Source organism: Nitrosomonas sp. TNE100, assembly GCF_055387135.1.
Window position 1 is genome coordinate 1,131,972 of record NZ_AP040997.1, and the last position, 24,060, is coordinate 1,156,031.

At 44.7% G+C, this 24,060-nt stretch carries 23 protein-coding genes and 1 pseudogene; 17 read left to right on the forward strand and 7 right to left on the reverse strand.

All coding sequences use genetic code 11. From position 1 onward, the window contains the following. Positions 1-26: 26 nt before the first annotated feature. From cysN to ACZ5EJ_RS05510, 5 genes are all read left to right on the forward strand, one after another. Positions 27-1,310 carry a sulfate adenylyltransferase subunit CysN gene (gene cysN / locus ACZ5EJ_RS05490; protein WP_074455581.1) on the forward strand — a complete coding sequence of 428 codons (1,284 nt, stop codon included), beginning with the start codon at positions 27-29 and terminating at the stop codon, positions 1,308-1,310. A 103-nt stretch (positions 1,311-1,413) separates the two neighbouring features. Further along, positions 1,414-4,965, forward strand: coding sequence for an FAD-dependent oxidoreductase (locus tag ACZ5EJ_RS05495; RefSeq protein WP_464557644.1), 3,552 nt, complete (start codon positions 1,414-1,416; stop codon positions 4,963-4,965). Between the two features lie 149 nt (positions 4,966-5,114). Further along, the gene (locus tag ACZ5EJ_RS05500) at positions 5,115-6,242 is read left to right on the forward strand and encodes a Re/Si-specific NAD(P)(+) transhydrogenase subunit alpha (RefSeq protein ID WP_011634266.1); all 1,128 of its coding nucleotides are present in this window, start codon (positions 5,115-5,117) and stop codon (positions 6,240-6,242) included. Between the two features lie 54 nt (positions 6,243-6,296). Beyond that, positions 6,297-6,605 (forward strand): NAD(P) transhydrogenase subunit alpha part 2, encoded by a 309-nt coding sequence (locus ACZ5EJ_RS05505; protein WP_011634267.1) that lies wholly within the window; start codon positions 6,297-6,299, stop codon positions 6,603-6,605. Continuing rightward, complete coding sequence (locus ACZ5EJ_RS05510; RefSeq protein ID WP_011634268.1) at positions 6,606-7,985, forward strand: NAD(P)(+) transhydrogenase (Re/Si-specific) subunit beta; 1,380 nt, start codon at positions 6,606-6,608, stop codon at positions 7,983-7,985. Between the two features lie 21 nt (positions 7,986-8,006). Here ACZ5EJ_RS05510 and ACZ5EJ_RS05515 read toward each other — a convergent pair whose 3' ends face one another. From ACZ5EJ_RS05515 to ACZ5EJ_RS05525, 3 genes are all read right to left on the reverse strand, one after another. Then, positions 8,007-8,666, reverse strand: coding sequence for a tetratricopeptide repeat protein (locus ACZ5EJ_RS05515; RefSeq protein WP_242500229.1), 660 nt, complete (start codon positions 8,664-8,666; stop codon positions 8,007-8,009). A 432-nt stretch (positions 8,667-9,098) separates the two neighbouring features. Beyond that, the gene (gene bfr / locus ACZ5EJ_RS05520; RefSeq protein WP_011634270.1) at positions 9,099-9,563 is read right to left on the reverse strand and encodes a bacterioferritin; all 465 of its coding nucleotides are present in this window, start codon (positions 9,561-9,563) and stop codon (positions 9,099-9,101) included. Positions 9,564-9,616: 53 nt separating this feature from the next. Next, positions 9,617-9,817 (reverse strand): (2Fe-2S)-binding protein, encoded by a 201-nt coding sequence (locus ACZ5EJ_RS05525; RefSeq protein ID WP_011634271.1) that lies wholly within the window; start codon positions 9,815-9,817, stop codon positions 9,617-9,619. A gap of 750 nt (positions 9,818-10,567) precedes the next feature. Here ACZ5EJ_RS05525 and ACZ5EJ_RS05530 point away from each other — a divergent pair. Together ACZ5EJ_RS05530 and ACZ5EJ_RS05535 are read left to right on the forward strand one after the other, a co-directional pair. Continuing rightward, positions 10,568-10,759, forward strand: a pseudogene (locus tag ACZ5EJ_RS05530) (transposase); the annotation flags it as partial. Positions 10,760-10,773: 14 nt separating this feature from the next. Then, positions 10,774-11,028: a transposase gene (locus tag ACZ5EJ_RS05535; protein ID WP_083331304.1), complete on the forward strand. Its 255-nt coding sequence runs from the start codon at positions 10,774-10,776 to the stop codon at positions 11,026-11,028. Between the two features lie 224 nt (positions 11,029-11,252). Here the strand turns inward: ACZ5EJ_RS05535 and ACZ5EJ_RS05540 are convergent, their stop codons facing one another. After that, on the reverse strand, positions 11,253-11,417 hold the full coding sequence (locus ACZ5EJ_RS05540; protein WP_464557647.1) for a hypothetical protein: 165 nt from the start codon (positions 11,415-11,417) through the stop codon (positions 11,253-11,255). Between the two features lie 8 nt (positions 11,418-11,425). Here ACZ5EJ_RS05540 and ACZ5EJ_RS05545 point away from each other — a divergent pair, with 8 nt between their 5' ends. Together ACZ5EJ_RS05545 and ACZ5EJ_RS05550 are read left to right on the forward strand one after the other, a co-directional pair. Next, a complete protein-coding gene (locus ACZ5EJ_RS05545) occupies positions 11,426-12,364 on the forward strand; it encodes a hypothetical protein (protein ID WP_464557717.1) in 939 nt (312 codons plus the stop codon). Between the two features lie 53 nt (positions 12,365-12,417). Then, entirely contained in the window at positions 12,418-13,941 is a 1,524-nt protein-coding gene (locus ACZ5EJ_RS05550) for a sensor domain-containing phosphodiesterase (RefSeq protein ID WP_074455578.1), read from the forward strand. Positions 13,942-13,957: 16 nt separating this feature from the next. Here ACZ5EJ_RS05550 and ACZ5EJ_RS05555 read toward each other — a convergent pair whose 3' ends face one another. The 3 genes from ACZ5EJ_RS05555 to purE are packed head-to-tail and all read right to left on the reverse strand — an operon-like array spanning position 13,958 to position 16,501. Further along, positions 13,958-14,845, reverse strand: a complete 888-nt coding sequence (locus ACZ5EJ_RS05555; protein ID WP_074455577.1) for a phosphoribosylaminoimidazolesuccinocarboxamide synthase — start codon at positions 14,843-14,845, stop codon at positions 13,958-13,960. A 37-nt stretch (positions 14,846-14,882) separates the two neighbouring features. Then, positions 14,883-16,013 (reverse strand): 5-(carboxyamino)imidazole ribonucleotide synthase, encoded by a 1,131-nt coding sequence (locus tag ACZ5EJ_RS05560; RefSeq protein ID WP_011634276.1) that lies wholly within the window; start codon positions 16,011-16,013, stop codon positions 14,883-14,885. Then, positions 16,004-16,501 carry a 5-(carboxyamino)imidazole ribonucleotide mutase gene (gene purE, locus ACZ5EJ_RS05565; RefSeq protein WP_207204487.1) on the reverse strand — a complete coding sequence of 166 codons (498 nt, stop codon included), beginning with the start codon at positions 16,499-16,501 and terminating at the stop codon, positions 16,004-16,006. The genes ACZ5EJ_RS05560 and purE overlap by 10 nt, the downstream gene beginning before the upstream one ends. Positions 16,502-16,677: 176 nt before the next feature. Here purE and ACZ5EJ_RS05570 point away from each other — a divergent pair, with 176 nt between their 5' ends. The 8 genes from ACZ5EJ_RS05570 to purH all read left to right on the forward strand — a co-directional run bounded on the left by ACZ5EJ_RS05570 (position 16,678) and on the right by purH (position 24,028). Continuing rightward, entirely contained in the window at positions 16,678-17,112 is a 435-nt protein-coding gene (locus ACZ5EJ_RS05570) for an ExbD/TolR family protein (protein ID WP_011634278.1), read from the forward strand. A 70-nt stretch (positions 17,113-17,182) separates the two neighbouring features. Beyond that, positions 17,183-17,821 carry a superoxide dismutase gene (locus ACZ5EJ_RS05575; RefSeq protein ID WP_011634279.1) on the forward strand — a complete coding sequence of 213 codons (639 nt, stop codon included), beginning with the start codon at positions 17,183-17,185 and terminating at the stop codon, positions 17,819-17,821. A gap of 9 nt (positions 17,822-17,830) precedes the next feature. Then, positions 17,831-18,481: an ATP phosphoribosyltransferase gene (gene hisG / locus ACZ5EJ_RS05580; protein ID WP_011634280.1), complete on the forward strand. Its 651-nt coding sequence runs from the start codon at positions 17,831-17,833 to the stop codon at positions 18,479-18,481. A 21-nt stretch (positions 18,482-18,502) separates the two neighbouring features. After that, the gene (gene hisD / locus ACZ5EJ_RS05585; protein ID WP_011634281.1) at positions 18,503-19,801 is read left to right on the forward strand and encodes a histidinol dehydrogenase; all 1,299 of its coding nucleotides are present in this window, start codon (positions 18,503-18,505) and stop codon (positions 19,799-19,801) included. Positions 19,802-19,864: 63 nt separating this feature from the next. Then, entirely contained in the window at positions 19,865-21,040 is a 1,176-nt protein-coding gene (locus ACZ5EJ_RS05590) for an FAD-dependent monooxygenase (RefSeq protein ID WP_011634282.1), read from the forward strand. Positions 21,041-21,203: 163 nt separating this feature from the next. Next, entirely contained in the window at positions 21,204-22,217 is a 1,014-nt protein-coding gene (gene dusB / locus ACZ5EJ_RS05595) for a tRNA dihydrouridine synthase DusB (RefSeq protein ID WP_074684522.1), read from the forward strand. After that, positions 22,214-22,456: a helix-turn-helix domain-containing protein gene (locus ACZ5EJ_RS05600; RefSeq protein ID WP_011634284.1), complete on the forward strand. Its 243-nt coding sequence runs from the start codon at positions 22,214-22,216 to the stop codon at positions 22,454-22,456. The genes dusB and ACZ5EJ_RS05600 overlap by 4 nt, the downstream gene beginning before the upstream one ends. A gap of 9 nt (positions 22,457-22,465) precedes the next feature. Next, positions 22,466-24,028, forward strand: a complete 1,563-nt coding sequence (gene purH / locus ACZ5EJ_RS05605; protein WP_074684523.1) for a bifunctional phosphoribosylaminoimidazolecarboxamide formyltransferase/IMP cyclohydrolase — start codon at positions 22,466-22,468, stop codon at positions 24,026-24,028. Positions 24,029-24,060: the final 32 nt, after the last annotated feature.

Consider the following 24,060-nt stretch of genomic DNA (forward strand, 5'->3'; position numbering starts at 1 on the left):
TTTATCTTCATAGGTTTTTCTAGGACATGGCTGCTGTTGAAAATATTGAACCCGATCATGCCGAGCTGCTGCGATTTATTAGTGCAGGCAGTGTAGATGATGGTAAAAGCACGCTGATAGGTCGTTTGCTGCATGATTCAAAATCCATCTTCGAAGATCAGTTGAGTGCTGTTACCAAAACCTCTAACAAACGCGGGATGGAAAAAATTGATCTCTCGCTTTTTACTGACGGATTGCAAGCAGAGCGGGAGCAGGGAATCACTATTGATGTGGCGTATCGTTATTTCAATACACCCAGGCGCAAGTTTATTATTGCGGACACACCAGGCCATGAGCAATATACGCGTAATATGGTAACGGGTGCTTCTACTGCCAATCTTGCAATTGTTCTTATCGATGCGCGCAAGGGAGTTTTGACACAATCCCGGCGGCACGCCTACCTTGCCAGTCTGGTTGGCATTCCTCATCTGGTTGTGGCAATTAATAAAATGGATCTGGTTGGCTATTCCCAGGAAATCTTCAAGCAGATTTGTGCTGAATTTGCTGTGTTTTTACAAGGGCTGGGGTTTCGTTCCATTGAATATATACCAATATCTGCGCTACTTGGAGATATGGTCGTGGAACGTGGTGACAACCTTGACTGGTATTCGGGCAAGCCATTATTGGATTATCTGGAATCCATTAATATAGAACACGATATCAACGTACTGGATTTTCGCTTTCCGGTACAGTGGGTATGTCGTCCGCAAACGGAAGAAATGCATGATTTCCGTGGGTATACGGGTCGAATCGAATCCGGAACAATACGCGTGGGGGATGCAGTAACAGTATTACCATCCGGATTAACATCCCGCATCAAAGAAATTCTTTTATATAACGACAGCTTTGAAACCGCTTTTGCGCCACAATCCGTCATCTTGACCATTGAAGATCATCTGGATATCTCGCGTGGAGATATGCTAATCAATGGTGGAGAGCCGCCTCAAGTTACCAGGGAGTTTGATGCCATGCTCTGCTGGTTATCCGAACAAGCATTTGACCCCGATCGTAAATATATTATCAAGCATACCACTCGTATCGTTAAAGGATTAATCACCCGAATTGACTATCGAGTTGATATAAATACAATGCATCAAGAGCCAGTTAACATTTTGACAATGAATGATATTGCTAGAATTGGAATGAAGGTACAGCAACCACTCGTCATTGATGCATATGCCAAAAATCGGGGAACCGGTTGTTTTATTCTGATTGATGAAGTCAGCAATAATACTGTGGCAGCCGGCATGATTTGTATCCGAGAAAGCTGATTACATTTTCCAAACCGAAAATTATTCCAGTCAATAAATACCTGCCATCTGTTTATTCCTATTTTTGTATTAGAAAAATATCCTGGATATTTGACTAAAATATATGATTGATTCTCAATCAATGCACAATTATTCCTCAATAATATCTGACCCCAGGCTTGTCCTTGAATTTGGCATGTCCTTTCCGGAACTGTATGAACGAGTTGGCCTGGTTAAACTGGATCAGATATTCCTGAGTTTTCTTGGAGAAGGTGATCCCAGATTATGTGATCGGCTGATTCAGGCACGAAAGCATCCAGGGCAACTGTCACCCAAGGATGAATCCGCTTTGCTGATTGAAGTGGCTCCCTGGCTGGAAGACTTTGTTGCGATATTGTTTGGCATTAAAAGTGAGGTTAACACCTTAGCTGCGCGACATCATGAACTGGCCCCCCTTTATTTCTGTAAACGTCAGTTTGTACAGCGGCGTGCCAAAACCAAGGTGAGTGATGAGATATTGCAAACACTGAATGGCCTGGAGCTGGAACGAAAGTTGGTGGAAGAATTTGGCCAGCCTTTTTCGGAGCTTATTTTTGCATCTCATGTTGCTCACTGGATGACGGATGAAGCAAATTATTCGGTACAGCTTGAGCTTGCGTTGCATTATGCCGCTTGGGCGTTGCGTACATCTGCAGGGCAAGTGCATACTCATCAGGGTATTTTATTCAAATCTCCACGTAAACTGGATCCGAAACATCTGCTGTCATTGGAGAGTGATGATTGCAATGGATATATGATGCACCGTCTTGATCATGTTCGGTATCGTGAAGGTTTTTCACTGACAGATCATGGAACCGATTTGACAGGCGCTCTGGATGAGGCGAACTATTGTATCTGGTGTCACGAACAAGGCAAGGATTCCTGTTCAAAAGGATTCTTGCAAAAATCAAAAGAAATTCCAGAAGTAAAAACCTTTAAAAGAAATGATCTGGGGGTGTTACTTGCCGGCTGTCCGCTGGAAGAGCGTATTTCAGAATTTCACAAGCTTAAAACCCAGGGGGTTGCGATTGGCAGTTTGGCCATGATCGTGCTGGACAATCCGATGTGTGCAGGAACCGGGCACCGTATCTGTAACGATTGCATGAAATCATGCATTTATCAGAAACAGGATCCCGTCAATATTCCCCAGGCTGAAACACGCACACTTAAGGATGTACTCGAATTACCTTGGGGATTTGAGATTTACAGCTTGCTAACGCGCTGGAATCCGCTTAATTTGCACAGACCCTATCCCAAAGCGGCAACAGGCAAGAAAGTGCTGGTGGTTGGTATGGGGCCGGCAGGCTACACATTGTCACATCATCTTATGAATGATGGCCATACCGTAGTGGGTGTGGATGGATTAAAAATAGAGCCTTTACCAGCCAATATCTCTGGAATAGATATAAAAGGCGAGCGTAATTCTTTTATGCCGATTTACGATGTCAAGCAGTTAAGCGAAGATCTAGATGAACGATTGCCTGCCGGGTTTGGTGGTGTAGCTGAATATGGTATTACAGTACGTTGGGATAAGAATTTCCTTAAACTGATCCGTTTATTACTGGAACGTCGTTCGGAATTTGCTCTTTTCGGTGGTGTGCGCTTTGGAGGCACGCTGACTGTCGATGATGCATGGCAGCTAGGATTTGATCATATTGCACTAGCAGCAGGCGCTGGACGTCCAACTATTTTGAATATACCCAACGGATTAGCTCGAGGCGTGCGAGCTGCATCTGACTTCCTGATGGCGCTTCAGCTAACGGGAGCTGCCCAGAGCAATTCTATCGCCAACATGCAGTTGCGTTTACCGGTGGTCGTGATAGGGGGTGGATTGACAGCAATCGATGCTGCAACAGAAGCGCTGGCTTATTACCCCATTCAGGTAGAAAAATTCCTGAAGCGCTATGAAATATTGGCAGCAGTACAAGGAGAGGCTGTAATACGCGCTAGTTGGGACATTGAAGAGTGTGAAATTGCTGAAGAATTTATGAGTCACGCACGAGCTATCCGTAATGAGAAAGCTCAGGCGGGACAGGAAAATCGCGAACCTCGTGTTGCGGCATTGCTGCAATCCTGGGGTGGCGCTATAGTTGCTTATCGAAAACGATTGATCGACAGTCCTTCCTATACGCTGAATCATGAAGAAGTAGAGAAAGCGTTGGAGGAGGGTATCTATTTTGCCGAAGGCCTGACTCCATTGAGGATTGATATTGATCAATGGGAGCATGTTCAATCTATCTGTTTTGTTGTTCAGGCAGTGGATGAGGAGGGTAATTGGTATAAAGTGAGGGAGGTAGTTCAACCTGCTCGAACAATATTGGTGGCAGCTGGAACCCAGCCGAATACTGTTCTGGCACGTGAAGACTCACAGTATTTCAAACTGAATGGACACTATTTTGCTTCTTATGATGAACAAGGTCAGCCTGTAGATGTCATTAAAGGTAATCCCAAGCCTGAGACGCCCGCGGTATTATTGAGCCACTCTAGTGATGGACGTTTCATCAGTTTCTTTGGTGACCTGCATCCATCTTATTCAGGTAATGTGGTTAAAGCAATGTCCAGTGCCAAACAAGGTTATCCAGTGGTCAGCCGAGTGCTTGCTCAGATTGATCCCGTATCAGTACAAACCGCTTCTCAATTTTTCATTGAAATTGGAGATGAGTTGCGCGCTACCGTGCATAAGGTGGAACGCCTGACACCAAACATCATAGAAGTTGTCGTTCATGCACCTTTGGCTGCTCGTCATTTTCGCCCTGGGCAATTTTATCGTTTTCAAAATTATGCTTCATTTGCAAGAAGTTCTGAGCACACTCGTTTGGCTATGGAAGGAATTGCCCTTACAGGCGCTTCAGTTGATACCTCGAAAGGTTTGGTATCATTGATCGCACTGGAAATGGGTGGATCTGCAAATTTGTGCTCGTTACTTCAACCTGGTGAGCCGGTTATTTTGATGGGGCCAACCGGAACACCAACGGAAATTGAATCCAATGAAACTGTTATATTGGTTGGTGGCGGGCTAGGTAATGCAGTATTGTTCTCGATTGGTGCTGCTGCCCGGGTTGCTGGTTGTAAAGTATTGTATTTTGCGGGCTACAAAAAATTGGCTGACCGCTACAAAGTGGCAGAAATAGAAGCGGCAGCCGATACCATTGTTTGGTGCAGTGACGAATCACCAGGATTCCAACCTTCTCGTCCAGGCGATTTGAGTTATGTGGGTAATATTGTGCAGGCAATGGTTGCTTATGCCAATGGTGAGCTGGGTCATACACCGATTTCCATGCAGGCTGCCGACCGTATTATAGCAATCGGCTCCGATCGCATGATGGCAGCAGTTGCTGCTGCACGGCATCAGCAACTGGCACCTTATCTTAAAGCCGGACACTTTGCAGTGGGATCGATTAATTCCCCGATGCAGTGCATGATGAAGGAAATCTGCGCGCAATGCCTGCAACCTCAAAAGAATCCCGAGACAGGCGAGATTTCATACGTTTTTTCCTGCTTTAATCAAGATCAGCCATTGGATCTGGTCGATTTCAGTGGATTAGCTTCACGTTTGCGTCTGAATAGTGTGCAGGAAAAACTGACAAGTCGCTGGATTGGACATTGTCTGCAACACAGTAATAATCATGCATCTTAGTCAGATATCATGAATGCTGCCAAAATCAATCTGTTTTAAATTGATTTAGAATTTGATATTAAATTGAATGAGTGTGATGGATTTTTCTGTGGTTGTCAGTACGACAATTTTTGATTAATGAATTAATAAAATAACAAGGGAGAACATCCATGCACATAGGCATACCTGCCGAAACGCGTGCAGGAGAAACACGCGTGGCGGCTACGCCAGAAACCGTCAAGAAATTGGTTGCCAAGGGACTGCATACTGTTCTGGTGCAGGCAGGAGCGGGCATAAACGCCAGCATCCCTGATTCCGCATACCAGGAAGCAGGTGCAGTAATCGTCTCCGGTGCTTCGCAGTTATATGAGCAATCCCAGATCATACTGAAGGTTCGGGGCCCTGAAGCCAGCGAACTGGTTCATATGAAAAAAGATGCGATACTGATTGGTTTGCTTGCACCTCATCTTGCAGAGGAAATTGAGATAGTAGCCCGGCATGGTGTCACTGCATTCGCGATGGAAAAACTACCCCGTATATCACGAGCCCAAAGTATGGATGTGCTGTCTTCTCAGGCCAATATTGGTGGTTACAAAGCAGTTATTCTGGCTGCTAATGTATACCAGAGATTTTTTCCCATGCTGATGACGGCAGCCGGTACGGTTAAAGCCGCACGTATGTTGATTCTAGGAGCTGGTGTGGCTGGGTTGCAGGCGATTGCAACAGCCAAACGCCTGGGTGCAGTGATTGAAGCATTTGATGTGAGGCCAGCAGTCAAAGAGCAGGTAGAAAGCTTGGGAGCCAAGTTTGTGGAAGTTCCATTGACGGATGAGGAAAAAGCTAAAGCAGAGACTGCTGGCGGATACGCGGCTGAAATGTCGGAGGATTACAAGCGTCGACAGAGCAATCTGATTCATGAACGTGCCGCTGCTGCAGATATTATCATTACAACTGCTTTGATTCCGGGTCGCCCGGCTCCCATCCTGATTAGTGAAGAAACAGTCAAGGCGATGAAGCCCGGCTCGGTAATAGTGGATATGGCCGTTGAAGCAGGTGGAAATTGTCCGTTATCAGAGCTTGGCAAAACTGTAGTTAAACACGGCGTGCATTTGGTTGGCATAGCAAATCTCCCGGGATTGGTGGCGACAGACGCCAGTGCGTTATATGCACGTAATCTGTTAAATTTCCTGAATCTAATACTGGATACACAGACTGGCGAGCTTAAAATAGATCGCGAAGACGAGATTGTCAAAGGAAGCCTGGTCTGTACGGCTGGAGAAATTATAGGTAAATCATAAAAGTCGGTTGTATTGTTTACACATAAAATTTATGAATCTCTATGAGGAAAACACATGATTGGAGAAATTGATCCAACGATCATTAACCTGACAGTATTTGTCCTGGCAGTTTTTGTTGGCTACCATGTGGTGTGGAATGTGACACCTGCTCTTCATACCCCCTTGATGTCAGTAACAAATGCAATTTCCAGTATCATTCTGGTCGGAGCAATGTTGGCAGCGGGCTCAGCTGAAGCGGACTGGGGGGCGTGGTTAGGGGCTGCAGCCGTGGTCTTGGCATCCATCAATGTATTCGGTGGATTTCTCGTTACCCAGCGTATGCTGGAAATGTTTAAGAAAAAAGATAAAAAAGGACAAGCCTAAATGTCTGTTAACTTCATCGCGCTGGCCTATCTGGTAGCGGCTGTATTTTTTATTCTTTCACTCAAGGGATTAAGTTCGCCCACTGCTGCACGTCGTGGCAATCTACTTGGTATGTTGGGGATGGGTATTGCTGTAAGTACAACCCTGACCATTACTGGAAACTGGGTGCTGATTTTAAGCTGTATTGCTGTGGGTGCAATCATCGGTTCAATTGTGGCGCAGCGTATTCAGATGACTGCAATGCCTGAACTCATTGCGTTCATGCATTCGCTTGTTGGACTTGCTGCGGTATTTATTGCAATTGCCGCTGTCAATAATCCGGTTTCATTCGGTTTGCCGGAAATATTACCTGCTGGTAATAAACTTGAGCTTTTTCTGGGGACTTTCATCGGTGCCATGACATGGTCTGGATCCGTTATTGCTTTCCTTAAGTTATCCGGGCGCATGAGTGGCGCACCGATTATCTTTAGTGGCCAGCATATGGTTAATTTGTTGCTGGCAATTGTCATGATCAGTTTTGGCTTATGGTTTTTCTTTAGCGAAACAACGAACTGGACTGCATTTTCTACAATGACAGCGGTTGCCTTCCTGTTGGGTTTTCTCATTATTATTCCAATCGGTGGTGCAGACATGCCGGTTGTGATTTCCATGTTGAACTCATATTCGGGATGGGCTGCAGCAGGAATTGGTTTTTCGCTTGGGAATCCGATGTTGATTATCGCCGGATCTCTGGTAGGTAGCTCTGGCGCAATTCTCTCTTACATTATGTGTAAGGCCATGAACCGACCATTTCTTTCTGTGATTCTTGGTGGTTTTGGCAGTGATGGAGGAAGCCAGAGTACTAGCGATGGGGCACAGAAAACCTACCGTAGCGGTAGTGCAGATGATGCTGCATTTTTGTTGGGGAATTCGGACAGTGTTATTATCATTCCCGGATATGGACTGGCCGTGGCACGTGCTCAGCATGCCGTTAAAGAATTAGCATTGGCACTGCATAAAAAAGGAATCAATATTCGTTTTGCCATTCATCCTGTCGCAGGTCGTATGCCTGGCCATATGAATGTACTGCTTGCAGAGGCTGAGATTCCCTATGAGATGGTTCAGGAAATGGAAGAGATCAACAGTGATTTTCCGAATACCGATGTCGTACTGGTATTAGGCGCAAATGACGTAGTCAATCCGGCAGCAAATGTTCCAGGAAGTCCTATTTACGGAATGCCAATCCTGGAGGCATATAAGGCACGTACAGTAATGGTTGTCAAACGCAGTATGGCTGCTGGCTATGCGGGCTTGGACAATGATCTCTTTTATATGGATAAGACCATGATGGTATTTGGTGATGCCAAGAAAGTCGTGGAAGATATGGTTAAAGCACTTTAATTAAGTCGTAGTGTTATTACTCTAATAGCCCGATAGCTGTTTCTCAGATTTATTTCTGGAATCCAGCCACTCTCGGGCTGTTTTTTGTGCTGATGTAAGTTGTACTCTACTGAGTGAACGCATGGCTTTATCGCGTGCCAATGCTGCCTGCTCTATACCAGCTGCAGCAGCCAGATTGAACCATACATAACTTTTTTCACTATCCATTTCTACGCCTTGGCCAATTTGATAAAGCAGGCCGAGTTCATACTGCGCAAGAGGATGATTTTGTTCGGCAGCCAATATGAACCATTTTGAAGCTTCAGAGAAGTCTTGAAGTGTTCCTTTACCAGTCAGATATAGTAAACCTAGTTGATATTGGGCGTCAGCGCTGCCTTTTCTGGCTTTTTCAAGGAAAAGGCTAATCGTATAGAATCGATTGTCACTGAGGTTTGGTACAGAATGAGATTCTTCACTTCTGATCGATTCAAGATTAATTTTCTCTCCGCGCGCAATTGCCTCAGATAGCGTTGGTTTCGTTGATGCAATAACTGATGGAGATTGAGGAGAACTTCGAAGTAATTCTGCAGAAGACGCTTGTGGTTGAGATTGCAGGTCATTTCTTATGGATTCGTCAGTAGAAAACCCAATCCAGATTAATGTTCCCAGCAAAAATATACTACCGACACTTATTGCAGCCACAAAACAAGTATCATTATTTCGACCCCAGAAGCGTGCCTTGCAGTCACGACAGCGATAGGGAGAAAGTAATAAGTTTGAAGGAGTACGCTCACCTGGCCTGAAACGGGATTTATGCGTCCGGTTACTACCACACTGAGTACAATTAATAGTCATAATACTAAGTACTAAGTTAGAAATACAGATATTAATAAAATAGCAAGTTAGACTTGTATTCTATCAGCACATTTCTAATTTTGATCAGTAATAGACAATATGCAGACGATTGCATACAGAAGCAGCACTGGCTGAATCTAACTGGTTAGATTGGATCCAGCCACATATTCTTACCCTGATACAGGAGGTGTGTTGCTTCCGACTCTCGATGCCTTGTTGTTCTCAGTTATAAAACAACCCTGCAGACGCATATTTGACGGCAGGCCAGATGACAAGCTATTAAATCTGGCTCTGCAGCCAGTTCTGAAGGCCAATATTTTGAATTACGTCTTGCTGTGTTTCCAGCCAGTCGATATGCTCTTCTGTATCTTCCAGAATTTCTTTAAAAATTTCACGTGAGACATAATCCTGTGCTGTTTCACAAGCGGCTATCGCACTTATGAGAGTTTCCCGACCTGCACGCTCCAGCTCAAGATCACAAGTGATACATTCTTGTGCATTTTCACCGATCATTAATTTCCCAAGTTCTTGTAAATTAGGCAAGCCCTCAAGAAAAAGAATGCGTTCAATTAATTGATCCGCATGCTTCATTTCTTCAATAGATTCTTGGTATTCATACTCACCGAGCTTGTTAAATCCCCAGTTTTTATACATGCGAGCATGAAGAAAATATTGATTGATAGCAGTCAATTCGAGCTGTAGCTGACGATTTAACCAGCGAATTATATCGGCATTACCTTTCATGATTTTCTCTCTCCGGATGATTAGCCTGCAAGCTTTAGTAAGTCAAAAGGACTTCAGGAGGGTCTTGCAGTAGTTTGTTGAGAAAGCTCCTGGTTCAATACCTTATCCAAGGTTACCTTGGCGTGGCAAGCACAAATACCACATTGACCGGTAACGCCCAAGCAGCTCCTTAGATCACGCATCCTTACGGCACCTTGTTTTACGGCCTCGTGAATGTCGCGTTCAGTTATTCCCTTACATACGCAAATATACATGAAAGATAACTTTTGTCGAATAATTTTCAGAAAACACGGGGTATACTCAATTGATTACAGTTGCAACAACCCTAATCAGTAATGAGAATAATTCTTAAAATTATATTCATCTTTGAAAATTTTGCAACTGGTAATTTTTAATCTCCCTGCATAACTGTTCCTATTGGTCAAAGAACCCTTAAAATGGAGAGATATAAATATCTGATCAAATTTGCAAGATGTGGATGAGTTTTGAGTTGATCGAGTTGGCACGTCGTTTGAAGCAAGATAGAGCATTGATGAAGATTGATAGGTTGGTTGACTGAAAACAGCTATGGTCGGGTTTAGGTGGTTTATATAAATGTAAATGGGATCAATCACCGCCAGTAGCGGGCAAGAATCATTTGATACCCTGATGATGCTTAAATGTTGGGCATGAGAAAAAGTTATCCAGGCGCACACTGTTGACCTTTTCGACTGTGGACTGTGGTGTACATGTTTAAAATGGGCTACCAATGGTGAGTGTTTCCCGGTGACTACCCGAAATAGGAAACGGTTTACGCGTATTCTCCAAATGGAAAAAACCTGACGTCGATGGCATCTGTGACAACCGCGGACATTACCGACCGCAAGGGCGCTATTGCTACATTGACGCCAGGCACACACTGACTGTCCAGCGTATTGAGCATCTTTGCGGATTCTGGCTACACAGCTCAACCACCTATCGAGGTAGTCAGGTTGTGTTTAGGTGAGGTGATCACGGTGCAGATTGCCAGGAGAAGTGAACCGCACACTTTTGCGGTCATTCTCAGGCGCTGGATTGTGGAATAAACTTTTTCATGGCTGGAAAAATACCGGCGATTATGGAAGAACTGCGAGCGCAAACTCAATACCAGCTTGCAATTTATCCACCTGGCACTTTTAGCACTATTGCCCCAGAAGAGCATAAACAGATTCTCGTGACGTTTCCATAACCACTGGTTGCCCAGGCTTACAAAAACAAATCACTTTCAGCCCGACAAACGCATCAGCAAAAAACGCCAAATATCGTTGAGCGGTGTTTTAGCATTGCCAAACGCTTATCCGGAATGAAGCATGCCAGCTACTTCAGCACGATAAAAATCAACGCCCATATCATCATGAAATGTATTGGTATGAATCTGAAAAAAGTAGCCAACAAAATTTTTATTAATGATCCATCAGCAGGAAAAACCTGTCCTGTTACAGCATAAAGGGGGGATCCCCTGAAAAATGAGGAAGACTTCTCTTTTTCCCAGAATCAATCGGCAAAAACCACTTCAGCCAAATCTCTTTCCCCGCTCTTCTGTAGAATTTCAGGGGTATGCAGGGATCTTTTATATATTTGTGTAAAAATGTTGGCTACTCTGTAACGGGGGTAGTAAAACTTTACTGTCAGGAGTGTGCGAGCAGCAAATAACATAGGGCGATGTGATTTTTATGATTTTTCATCGATAAATTGCTTTTGCTCAGTGAGCATAGCTTCAATGATGCTTTTATATTTATTTCTAATTTTGTATGAATCTACATTTATGTATTCCCGCCTTATTCTGGCCAGATACTTCGCAAGTAGATATTTACCGTCACCTGGAATTGCCGGCATTGGAAACAATGCTTGCAAAAAGCTTCTGTACTGAAGATCCAGGACACTCCGTAGAATCTTGGCTATGTGAGGTTTTTAATGTACAAAAACAGCATGACTGGCCCGTTGCTCCCATAGTGCTGCAGTTGGATAGAGGATGTGCTGAATTTAGAGATAATTATTGGTTACGCGTTGACCCAGTTCATCTCCGGATTAAAAACAACCATATACTTTTGGGCGATAACCACATTTTGAATATTTCCCTAAAGGAGGCAATTTCATTTACCGATAGTATTAATAAGCTAATTTCAGATGATGGTTTGACCCTGCTGCCCCTTCATTCTGACCGCTGGTATCTGCAGTGTAGTGAAATACCTGAGCTGCGAACATTTCTCTTGAGTGAGGTGGTTGGTCAAAATATAAATAATCTTCTACCTCACGGGAATGATAGTTCGATCTGGAACAGCAGAATCAATGAAATACAAATGCTTTTATATGAGCATCCGTTAAATCAGATAAGAGAAGCCCAGGGAGATCTGGTGGTCAATAGTGTATGGGCATGGGGAGGAGGCGTTATGCCCCAAAAAGTGCATACACCCTATACCAGAATTTGGAGCAATCACATCCTTGTTTCTGCTCTGGCAGAAATGGGAAAAATTGCGTGTCATAATTTGCCGGAAGATACCGGCGAGTTACTGCGATACTCTGATGATTCAGGTGAACAATTGGTATTTCTGGATAATCTCCATAAATACGCCAATTACAGGGATGCATTCAATTGGAGAAATGAATTGATGAAAATTGAGCAGAGCTGGTTCGCTCCATTACTTCAGGCACTGAAAAAAAAGCAAATAACACAGTTAAAGCTTACAGCTATCAGTGAACATTCAACCAGAAGTTTCACGTTGACACCTGGTAGCTTTTGGAAATTTTGGGCTTCAGTACGTCCGTTTGGATCTTATAGTTAGTTGTGGTCAGTTTGGGGGAATTAAATTTTTTTAACGAGACTTTCCTCATAGCTATGTATATCCACTCAAAAATCAATACGATTAAACCTTTTTTGCCGACGGCTGTAACAATGGTTGTTGCCGGTTTATTGATCGCGCTGGATTATTCCATGCTCTCTATCGAGCCACATATCATTGTAGGGCTATGGGTAATTCTGGTAACAGCAATCCTGATTACAATTATGCAGATTGTGCATGCTGAAAAAATATTTTCAATACAATTTGCACAGTTGGCTGCTCAAAAAGAACGTCTTGCCAATGAAATAAAATATCGAATCTGGGCCGAAAAAACTTCTTCGGAGAATAAAGCTAAGCTACAAATTGTAGATGAGAATTTTCCGGTCATGCTAGCTTATTTTAATCCGGAGCAGCAATGCCGCTATCACAATCGGGCTTTTCGTCAATGGTTCGGATTAAGGTCTGAACAAATAGAAAATCGATTTTTGCATGAGTTTCTCAGTGGATCATTTTATACCCATATCAAGCATGAAGTCGGACGCGTATTATCTGGCGAAACGGTGCAAGGTCAACAAATTCAGAAACTTATAAATCAATCTGCCTGTTTGGTTACCGCCCATTTAATACCGCATTTCGATTCTGGCGGAAAGGTAATCGGGTTTTATACTCTTTATACGCCTCGGTTTATGAAGAAAGATGGGCTGTCTCTGGAGAGTTTTAAAGAAAAATCTGTATCTGAGAATGAGCAATCGTGGAAAAGAAAGCTTACCCAACACTCAGGTGGAGATGCAACACATCAACCGGCACGAGTATCTATAGACTCATCCAGCCGTATTATCCTGGCTATTGAGCAAGAGGAGTTCCGTCTTTTTTGTCAGAGAATACTGCCGGTTAAACCTGGTCAGAATGCTACAACCTACTACGAAATCCTTATTCGTATGGCAGAGGAAGAGTCTAATCTTATTCCCCCGGGCGCGTTTCTCCCGCTTGTCGAAAAACACAACCTGATGCCGCGTCTGGACGGATGGGTCGTGAAGAAAATTATCCAATACCTTTCAAAAAAGAATGTTAGTACTGAAATTTCATTTTGTATAAATTTATCTAACAGCACACTTAAGGATCCGGCGTTTGCTGATCACGTTCAAGATCTCCTGAAGAACGCCAAAGTACTGCCTGATAAATTATGTTTTGAAATAGAAGCATTTGATGTTATAGCTAATTTGCAAAATACAGTACTATTCGTAAAGAAAATACAGCAATTAGGGTGCCTGGTTTCATTATGCAGCTTCAATCATGACCGTACATCATTTGATTTGCTGAAGTACATCAGGGCAGATTTTTTGAAGATAGATGGCAGCATAGTTTGCAATATTTTACGTGATGCGGAAGATCTGAAAAAAATTGAAAATATCAACAAATTTGCGCGTGCTTTGAAGATCGGGACAATAGGAGAGCTGGTAGAAACACAAGCTACTCTGGAAAAACTCGCAGAAATTGGGATCGATTATGCTCAAGGATTTGCTGTCGGGCAGCCGCATCCGATTGAAACCATCAGTCGCTCCGCTATCAACTTACCATGAGTTGTAAGTATATTAATTACTGTGCCAACACTTGATATGCTTCCTGATATTTTTCTACTGTTTGTATGAGAATTTCAGCCGGGATAGCAGGAGCAGGTGGAGTTTTGTTCCAGCCAGTTTGTTCCAGCCAGTCGCGAATAAACTGTTTGTCATAACTGGGTGGGGTTTTACCAGGTTGATAGCCTTCAGCAGGCCAGAAACGAGAGGAGTCCGGGGTTAGTGCTTCATCGATCAGGTAAAGCTGATCGTTATCATCCAGGCCAAATTCAAACTTGGTATCAGCGATAATGATATTTCGTGTCAATGCATAGTCAGCTGCAGCACTGTAAAGCGCAATTGCATATTTGCTGACAACTGAAGCAAGCGGTGCTCCCAATATTTGTTCACAAGAAGCATATGAAATATTCTCATCATGTGATCCTGCTTCTGCCTTAGTTGATGGTGTAAAAATTGCACCATCAGGAATTTTGTCAGCCTCTCGTAACCCCTCAGGCAGGGTAACGCCACAAATGGTGCCGCTGTGCTGATAATCTCTCCAGCCAGAACCAGAAATATAACCGCGTACAATTGCCTCGACAGGGAGTGGCTTCAATTTTTTAACAACAAAAGCGCGGTCTGTAACCTGATCTCGCTCTCCAGGCAGAATAACGGATTCAGGTGGTATGTCGGTAAGGTGGTTGGGGATAATGTGAGCTAGTTTCTCGAACCAGAAACGGGAAATTTTTGTCAGAATCTTACCTTTTTCCGGGATCGGGGTTGGTAATATTACATCAAAAGCAGAAATGCGATCTGTCTGTATAATCAGTAGGTTATTTTCATCTACCACATAAATATCCCGTACCTTTCCCCGGTGTAGCAGGGGGAGGCTTGTTATATTGGTTTCAAACAGCGTCGCAGTTGTCATAGTTGATTGATGGGGAGCTTATTTCTGGTGTGTTGTATTAGGATTGAAGATCATGCCTGATATGCTGAGCTTGCAGAAAAGCTTCTTCAGTTGAGTCTGCTAGTACAGTGAAATGCCCCATTTTCCTGCCTGGTTTTGCTTCACGTTTACCGTACAAATGCAGCTTGGCTTGTGAGTGACGTAATATCTGGTCCCAGGCAGGTTCATCATTTTGCCATAGGTCCCCGAGTATATTAATCATTACAGCAGCCTGTACCTGTTTTGTGCTGCCGTGTGGAAGCCCACACAATACGCGAACTTGTTGCTCAAATTGTGAGGTGATACAGGCATCAAGCGAATAATGTCCGCTGTTGTGCGGACGTGGTGCAATTTCATTAACCAGAACCTGATCATTATTCAGAACAAAGAATTCTACACACAGAACGCCAATATAATTCAGCCTTATAGCCACTTGTCTGGCAATTTCACAAGCTTCTTCAATAATCTTGTCAGATAACCCGGCTGGTACAATGCTTGTATCAAGGATACCTTTCACATGCCTGTTTTCCGGGACAGGAAAGAAAGTAATGCGATTGTGATTATCGCGAGCAAGGATAACGGAAATTTCATGGGCAAGCGGTAATCGTTTTTCCAGTACGCAGGGCCTGCTTCCCAAATCAGCAAATCGTTCCGGCAAAATATCCGTGTTTTCAATTTGAATTTGTCCCTTACCATCATAACCAAATTGACTGATTTTAAGTATACAGGGGAATAAGGATGCATCAATTTTCCGGGATATATCTTTTTCGCTACGAATAGCGACGAAAGGCACAACTGGAAAACCGTTTTCCATAAGAAATTGTTTCTCAAGGATACGGTTTTGTGCGATTGAGACACTTTCGGCATTAGGGCTGACTATGCAGCGTTGCGCCAGATAGCGTAGTGCCTGAGCGGGGACATTTTCAAATTCGATGGTGACCGCGGCACAAGTCGATCCTAATTCATCCAGCGCCCGATAATCCAGATAATCTGCTTGCAGATGGCGTTCGGCAATGTTCGCGGCAGGACTTTCTGCGGCCGGATCAAGTACAGTTACCCGGTAACCCATTTGTTGTGCTGCCATGGTAAACATTCTTCCCAGTTGACCGCCACCCAGCATGCCCAGCATGGTGCCTGGTCTTATATACATGATTCAGGGAGAGTCATTGCAGCAACGGAATCCGCCTGATCCTTGCGAAACTGATCAAGTTTCTCGGCCAACACGGTATCTTTCCCGGCCAGCATGGCAACAGCAAACAGCGCAGCATTCACCGCCCCGGCTTCGCCGATAGCGAAAGTGGCAACCGGTATCCCTTTGGGCATTTGTACAATGGATAGGAGTGAATCAATACCCTGTAAGTGTTTTGAAGTGACTGGAACACCAAGAACGGGCAGTGTGGTTTTGGCAGCAATCATCCCTGGCAGGTGAGCTGCACCACCTGCACCGGCGATAATACATTTGATTCCACGGTCACGAGCCGTCTCGGCATAATCAAACATCCTGTCGGGTGTGCGGTGCGCTGAGACAATTATAGTTTCGTGCGGGATAGAGAATTTCTTCAAAATATTTGCAGCATGCTGCATGATATGCCAATCGCTGCTGCTGCCCATTACAACACTGATTACTGGACGATCCACTTGAAAGACCTTTACAAAAATCCGGAATAACTCGAAATACACCTAGGCATGGTGAAAGTGGCAATAATAAACTAGAATAGCTTGTCAGCCTGCAAGTTTTAAGAGCAAATCCCGTTTGCTGTATAAGCCCAGCAGGGCAGATTCAGCAGTTTTACTGGCTTAATACTCAAAGTCTAATGAATTTTCAGCGAGGACAGAAAAGAGAAGAACCTGAGATCAATCTCGTTCCTATGATTGATGTGCTAGTGGTAATCCTCATTTTTCTGGTAATTACTACTACCTATTCAAAATTTTCGGAGCTGGAAATAACGTTGCCACAAGCGGCTGTTGTTGAAGAAGATCACGTATCGGATGCTCCAAGGATGATAGATATATCGGTCAGTGTTGCGGGAGACTATACGATTAACCATAGTCCAATAAAATTTACCAGCATTGAAAGTTTGCGAGATGCTTTGCGATCAGCTGCCCATAACCAGGACAACCCGATCATCGTAATCAGTGCGGATGCAAAAGCTACCCATCAGTCAGTTATCACGATTATGGAGGCTGCAAGAACAGCTGGATACAACCAGGTGACTTTCGCTACAGAGGTTACAGGTGCCGGCCAATAATATTTTTATTAACAATATCAATCGTATGATTTCATTATTCAAATTTTTATTCAGAAATAAAGGAGAGAAAATGAGTACCAGTCTGGATAATTTTTCAAAAGCAGCACAATCGGGTGATACATATGTGTTGCCCCCTCTTCCTTATGCAGATAATGCGCTTGAACCAGTTATTTCTGCACATACATTAAGTTTTCATTACGGCAAGCACCATAAAGGCTATGTAGATAATCTGAATAAACTCGTTATGGGCACTCCATTTGCCGGACAATCACTGGAACAGATTATTATGGCCACAGCTGGCCATGCTGATAAAATCGGGATTTTCAATAATGCAGCTCAGGTCTGGAACCACATGTTTTACTGGAACAGCCTCAGCCCTAATGGAGGCGGTGAACCACCGGCGGCATTAAAACAAAAAATTGAAGAAGCGTTTGGCAGTGTGGAAGCCTTTAAACAGGAATTTGCCACGGCCGCAATTACACAATTTGGTAGTGGCTGGGCCTGGCTCGCGCAAGAGGGAACAAAGTTAACTATTATTAAGACAAGTAACGCTGACTCGCCTTTGACGCGTAGCATTCGCCCTCTGTTGACGATTGATGTATGGGAGCATGCTTACTATTTGGATTTCCAGAATCGTCGACCTGATTATGTCAATACAGTAATTGATAAATTGATTAATTGGGAATTTGCTGCGGCGAATCTCGCATAACGACTATTGATGCCGGATATCACCATAGCTCTTTCCAAGGGGCGAATCTTTGAGGATACTATTCCGTTTCTGGAAGCTGCCGGCATTATCCCGCAGGATGATCCGGATACTTCCCGTAAACTGATCATTGAGACCAACCGTCCCGATGTCAGACTCGTTATGGTGCGGGCTACAGATGTGCCAACCTATGTACAGTATGGCGCTGCTGATTTGGGCGTGGCCGGGAAAGATGTGCTGCTGGAGCATGATGGAGTCGGGTTGTATCAGCCCCTGGATCTAAAAATCGCCCGCTGTCATATGATGGTTGCAGTGCGAGACGGCTATGATTATGCTTCGGCAGTTTTTCAGGGCGCGCGCTTGCGTGTGGCTACCAAATATGTAAAAACCGCGCGCAGCCATTTTGCTGCAAAAGGGATGCATGTCGATCTGATCAAATTATATGGTTCAATGGAGCTTGCCCCGCTTGTTGACTTGGCGGATGCAATTGTTGATCTGGTTTCGACTGGCGGAACACTCAAAGCAAATCGTTTGCAAGCCGTCGAGGAAATTATGCCAATCTCAGCTCGCCTGATTGTAAATCAGGCGGCGCTGAAGCTGAAAAATCCCACAATACAACCTTTGTTAGAAGCGTTTAATGCAGCAATCCCCGCAAATGTGTAGTCCTCTCAACTCTTAATTACTATGATTCAAATCAGGCGGCTGTCGTCCTCAGATATTGATTTCCAAGAAGAACTTAGATCACTATTGAGTTTTGAGATATCTCTTGATGACGAGATTGATCGGACAGTGATTCATATCCTGAATCAGATCAGGAAATACGGAGATGAAGCGTTACTTGAGCTGACACGCCGGTTTGATAATCTAGATATAACTCGGATTGATCAGGTTGAATTACCTCGGAATCAATGGCAATCTGCTCTGGAAGCCTTGAGTCGTGATCAACGCGAGGCCCTGGAACAGGCTGCTTCCCATATACATCTCTACCATGAAAAACAGCTAGCCCAGTCATGGGATTATGTTGAGCCAGACGGCACACGACTGGGACAGAAAATTACTGCGCTGGATCGTGTCGGGCTCTATGTGCCCGGTGGTAAGGCAGCCTACCCATCATCAGTGCTGATGAACGCAATTCCTGCCCGGGTAGCCGGTGTCAATGAACTGATTATGGTAACCCCAACACCAGGAGGAGAAAAAAATCCGCTGGTACTGGCGGCAGCTGCAATCTGCGAAGTAGATCGTGTTTTCACTATTGGGGGGGCACAGGCAATTGCTGCCTTGGCTTATGGCACGGCAACCATTCCGAAAGTAGATAAAATTGTTGGTCCGGGCAATGCCTATGTGGCAACGGCAAAGCGGCATGTATTCGGGGAGGTTGGAATTGATATGCTGGCAGGGCCATCGGAAATTCTGGTTATTTGCGACGGAAAGACCGACCCTGACTGGATTGCGATGGATCTGTTTTCGCAGGCAGAACATGACGAGCAGGCACAATCAATTCTGCTTTGCCCAGATGAAACTTTTTTGGATACAGTAGCAAAAAGTATGGCCAGATTAATCAATACACTGCCACGCCGGGAGGTTATTCGTACCTCATTGGAAAATCGTGGTGCATTGATCAAAGTGCGTGATCTGGAGGAAGCCTGTCTGATTGCAAACCGGATTGCACCTGAACATTTGGAGTTATCCGTTGATCAGCCAGAACAATGGGTAGACAGTATTCGGCACGCTGGCGCAATTTTCCTTGGGCGATATACCTGTGAGGCACTGGGAGATTATTGTGCTGGCCCCAACCATGTACTTCCCACTTCCGGTACGGCTCGTTTTTCCTCTCCACTGGGTGTTTATGATTTCCAGAAGCGTACCAGCCTGATTCAAGTTTCAGCCGAGGGAGCATCCAGGTTAGGCAAGATTGCATCTATTCTGGCAAAGGGGGAGGGGCTTGAGGCACACGCCAGATCTGCTGAGTTCCGTTATCGATAGATCACAAGTCCAAATGTCTGTGATCAATCTGTCTGCATGATTCTATTGCTTATATGAACGGTCATGATTGATCAGCAATTCGATATTGTCATTGTTGGAGGCGGTCCGGTTGGAATGGCCCTGGCATTAGCATTGCGTGAACATAAGCTCTCGATTTTGCTGCTTGAAGCACGTGAGTTACCAGAAGAAGTGGACGATCCGCGACCGCTAGCTCTTTCATATGGTAGCCGTTTAATTCTGCAACACCTGGGTATTTGGAAAAATCTGACACAACCTACGCCAATTACCACAATTCATATTTCGAATTTCGGTCATTTTGGCCATACCGTGCTTACGCCTGATGATGCAGGAGTTCCAGCACTGGGCTATGTGGTCAATTATCATAACCTTTACCATACCATGGGTCGATCCGTGCGAGATTATGGTGTCGTATACCGAACAAATGCGCTGGTTACGACCATACAGACAGGTCAACAACAAGCCCGGATAACATACCGGCAAAATGAGACAGAAAAACAGATTCAAGCCAAATTACTGGTGCTGGCGGATGGTGGAAAACTTGCGGAGCAGATTGATGGCATCCGTTATCGTGTTCATGATTACCGGCATACGGCGATTGTGGCTAACGTCAAAACCGAATCGTCCCGACCAGGAACAGCTTTTGAACGTTTTACCCTGAACGGGCCATTGGCTCTGCTGCCATCTGGCGATAAATATGCGTTGGTATGGACAATGCCGACTGCCGAAGCAAAAAAAATACTGAGGCTTGATGACAGACTGTTTCTGCTGCATTTACACGAACAATTTGGAGATCGTCTGGGTAATTTTATTCACGCAGGTAAGCGATCAAGTTTCCCACTGATACTCAAACATGCGTCAACAATTATCGGCCATCGGTCAGTAATAATAGGCAATGCTGCACAAACACTCCATCCGGTTGCCGGGCAGGGTTTTAATCTTGGATTGAGAGACGCATGGGAGCTGGCCAGTGAAATTAGTCACATCCCTTCTGGTGCGCCTGGTGAGCCAGGATCAAGCAGAATGCTGTCTGTCTATAGCAAACGGCGCCAGCGTGACAAGCATATGGGCAGAGTGTTTACGGATTCCCTGATAAAACTGTTTACAGCCGATTTGCCACTGATACAAACTTGCAACGGAATAGGATTGACTGTTCTGGATTGTCTGCCGCCCGCAAAACGCCTGGTTGCACGGCAAATGATATTCGGTACAAAAAACTGATTACTAGAATAAGCGAAACACGCTGGTGTGCTATAAAAATCTGATAATCCAGTTCCGGATTAAAATTTGGATCTGATTTTTCAATAATTTTCATTAACAGCCAAAACCAGCTAGCAGCTATGGAATTTTTCTTCTGACGTTTTTAACCTGATTTTACCTGTTTATGCAAATTGGCTCCTATACGCTTAAAAATAAATTGATTGTTGCCCCCATGGCAGGAGTGACAGATCGACCTTTCCGACAATTGTGCAAGCGGATGGGCGCTGCGATGGCGGTGTCTGAAATGATTTCCAGTAACTCCCTGTTATATGGCTCTGAAAAAACCCTGCGCCGTGCTTGTCATGAGGGAGAGATGAAACCTGTTTCGGTACAGATTGCAGGCGCTGATCCAGCCATGATGGCACAAGCTGCGCGCCACAACGCGGATCATGGTGCCGAAATCATTGATATCAACATGGGGTGTCCAGCCAAAAAAATATGCAATGTCATGGCAGGATCAGCTTTGCTGAAAGATGAAGATCTGGTCAGCAAAATTCTTGGGGCAGTCGTGCAGGCTGTGGATATTCCGGTCACCCTGAAAATCAGAACCGGCTGGGATACGCAGCATAAAAATGCAGTTGCAGTTGCCCGAATTGCTGAAAGTGCAGGTATCCAGGCACTGACTATACACGGGCGTACACGTGCTTGTGCCTATCGGGGGCAGGCTGAGTATGACACCATCGCGACCGTCAAAGCAGCCATCAATATTCCTGTGATTGCCAATGGCGATATCAATACACCGGAGAAAGCTAGAGAAGTACTTGAATACACGGGAGTGGATGCTGTCATGATAGGTCGTGCTGCCCAGGGTAGACCTTGGATTTTTCGGGAAATCAATCATTATCTGGCAACAGGCAATTTTTTACCTTTACCTGAAGTAGCTGAAATTCATCGTGTTTTGATTGACCATCTGCAAGAGCTTTATCAGTTCTACGGTGAATATTCAGGCGTGCGAATCGCCCGCAAACATATCTCCTGGTATACCCGTGGGTTGGCAGGTTCTGCTGTTTTTCGCCATGCCATGAACCGGCTTGCATCGGTTGAGGAACAATTGGCAGCCACCCATCAGTTTTTCCATGAGCAGGCTGATCGGAGCCAAACACTTACCTATATTGACGAAGAGATCCTTGAGGCATGACTGTTATTAATGAAAATGAAATTGCACTCTGTGTTCGTAAAGCAGTAGAGGCTTACTTTCGCGATCTGGAGGGTGAAAAACCATGCCCTATTTATGAAATAGTGATACGTAGTGTGGAAAAACCATTAATAGAAGTTGCCATGCATCATGCACAAGGCAATCAAAGTAAGGCGGCTGAACTACTTGGCATCAATCGTAATACTTTGCGTAACCGGCTAACCAAACATCAGATCGGATAATTTTTTCAAATGAGTATTAAACAAGCACTCATCAGTGTTTCAGACAAAACAGGCGTGGTTGAGCTGGCCTCGGCTCTGCATCAACTCGATATTATGATTCTTTCAACCGGCGGGACTGCAAAATTGCTGCAGGAAGCGAGTATTCCCGTCGTAGAAGTGAGCGACTATACTGGCTTCCCCGAAATGCTGGATGGACGGGTTAAGACGCTGCATCCCAAGGTACACGCAGGGATCCTTGCCAGGATGGATTTGCCTGCACATCAGCAGGCAATGGCACAGGCACAAATTCCAGCGATTGATCTGGTAGTGGTTAATCTGTATCCGTTTACCAGTACAATCGCCCGGCAAGACTGTACAGTTGAAGAGGCAATCGAGAACATTGATATCGGTGGGCCTACTATGATCCGGGCAGCTGCCAAGAATTTTCAGCGTGTTACCGTTGTAACCGACCCGCAGGATTATGAACCACTGCTGGAACAAATACGATCAAACAATGGATCAGTTGATCATGATTATCGTTTCAAGTTAGCGCAAAAGGCTTTTTCGCATACTGCACGCTACGATGGGGCAATCAGCAATTATCTGACGGCACTGGAACCCTCAACCGGCCAGTGCAAACCATTTCCGGATCAATTCAATCTCAGTTTCACATTAACTCAGTCTTTGCGTTATGGAGAAAATCCTCATCAGCAGGCAGCGTTTTATCGTGATGCAGCAGATATAACAGGCAGCCTGGCAGACTATAACCAGCTCCAGGGGAAGGCACTGTCCTATAACAATATTGCTGATACCGATGCGGCATTAGCATGTGTCAGAACTTTCGATAAACCCGCCTGCGTTATCATTAAGCATGCCAATCCTTGTGGCGTCGCCATTGCTGATAATCCGCTTGCTGCTTACAAGAAAGCATTTACTACCGACCCGGTATCAGCCTTTGGCGGCATTATCGCGATTAATCGTGCAGTCGAAGCTGATCTGGCTAAAGCAATGTTGCAACAATTTGTGGAAGTGATTATTGCACCGGAATTCAGCATGGAAGCCAGACAACTTCTGGCAGGAAAATCCAATATTCGGGTACTGACCGTTCCATTGGGCGCGCATGGCAATCTGTATGATCTGAAGCGTGTGGATGGTGGTTTACTGGTTCAAACACCGGACGATCTTAATCTCACGGCTAATCAGTTACGAGTGGTGACACAAGTAAAGCCAACGGATGCACAAATTGAGGATTGCCTATTTGCATGGCGAGTGGCAAAGTTTGTCAAATCCAACACCATTGTATTTTGTAGCAATGGCCAAACACTTGGCATTGGTGCCGGACAGATGAGTCGAGTGGACAGTGCCCGTATTGCTTCAATTAAGGCAGAACAGGTTCATCTTGATTTGCATGGATCTGTCGTTGCATCGGATGCATTTTTTCCATTTCGGGATGGCCTGGATGTGCTCGCCCAGGCAGGTGCCAAGGCTGTCATCCAACCAGGTGGCAGTATTCGCGATGAAGAGGTCATTGCTGCCGCCAACGAACAAGGGATAGCCATGATCTTTACTGGTATCAGACATTTCAGACATTAGCAGATTACGTTTCTTTTTTGCTTCCCGTCAAC

Bases quoted from the DNA above. Each gene is read 5' to 3' on its own strand.
- ACZ5EJ_RS05500 (WP_011634266.1), top strand. From the start codon at position 5,115: ATGCACATAGGCATACCTGCCGAAACGCGTGCAGGAGAAACACGCGTG.
- ACZ5EJ_RS05540 (WP_464557647.1), bottom strand. From the start codon at position 11,417: ATGCCGGCAATTCCAGGTGACGGTAAATATCTACTTGCGAAGTATCTG.
- ACZ5EJ_RS05560 (WP_011634276.1), bottom strand. From the start codon at position 16,013: ATGTATATAAGACCAGGCACCATGCTGGGCATGCTGGGTGGCGGTCAA.
- ACZ5EJ_RS05545 (WP_464557717.1), top strand. From the start codon at position 11,426: ATGCTTGCAAAAAGCTTCTGTACTGAAGATCCAGGACACTCCGTAGAA.
- ACZ5EJ_RS05550 (WP_074455578.1), top strand. From the start codon at position 12,418: ATGTATATCCACTCAAAAATCAATACGATTAAACCTTTTTTGCCGACG.
- ACZ5EJ_RS05590 (WP_011634282.1), top strand. From the start codon at position 19,865: ATGATTGATCAGCAATTCGATATTGTCATTGTTGGAGGCGGTCCGGTT.
- purH (WP_074684523.1), top strand. From the start codon at position 22,466: ATGAGTATTAAACAAGCACTCATCAGTGTTTCAGACAAAACAGGCGTG.
- ACZ5EJ_RS05570 (WP_011634278.1), top strand. From the start codon at position 16,678: ATGAATTTTCAGCGAGGACAGAAAAGAGAAGAACCTGAGATCAATCTC.
- dusB (WP_074684522.1), top strand. From the start codon at position 21,204: ATGCAAATTGGCTCCTATACGCTTAAAAATAAATTGATTGTTGCCCCC.
- ACZ5EJ_RS05505 (WP_011634267.1), top strand. From the start codon at position 6,297: ATGATTGGAGAAATTGATCCAACGATCATTAACCTGACAGTATTTGTC.
- ACZ5EJ_RS05525 (WP_011634271.1), bottom strand. From the start codon at position 9,817: ATGTATATTTGCGTATGTAAGGGAATAACTGAACGCGACATTCACGAG.
- hisG (WP_011634280.1), top strand. From the start codon at position 17,831: ATGCCGGATATCACCATAGCTCTTTCCAAGGGGCGAATCTTTGAGGAT.
- ACZ5EJ_RS05600 (WP_011634284.1), top strand. From the start codon at position 22,214: ATGACTGTTATTAATGAAAATGAAATTGCACTCTGTGTTCGTAAAGCA.
- cysN (WP_074455581.1), top strand. From the start codon at position 27: ATGGCTGCTGTTGAAAATATTGAACCCGATCATGCCGAGCTGCTGCGA.
- ACZ5EJ_RS05510 (WP_011634268.1), top strand. From the start codon at position 6,606: ATGTCTGTTAACTTCATCGCGCTGGCCTATCTGGTAGCGGCTGTATTT.
- ACZ5EJ_RS05495 (WP_464557644.1), top strand. From the start codon at position 1,414: ATGATTGATTCTCAATCAATGCACAATTATTCCTCAATAATATCTGAC.
- ACZ5EJ_RS05555 (WP_074455577.1), bottom strand. From the start codon at position 14,845: ATGACAACTGCGACGCTGTTTGAAACCAATATAACAAGCCTCCCCCTG.
- hisD (WP_011634281.1), top strand. From the start codon at position 18,503: ATGATTCAAATCAGGCGGCTGTCGTCCTCAGATATTGATTTCCAAGAA.
- ACZ5EJ_RS05575 (WP_011634279.1), top strand. From the start codon at position 17,183: ATGAGTACCAGTCTGGATAATTTTTCAAAAGCAGCACAATCGGGTGAT.
- bfr (WP_011634270.1), bottom strand. From the start codon at position 9,563: ATGAAAGGTAATGCCGATATAATTCGCTGGTTAAATCGTCAGCTACAG.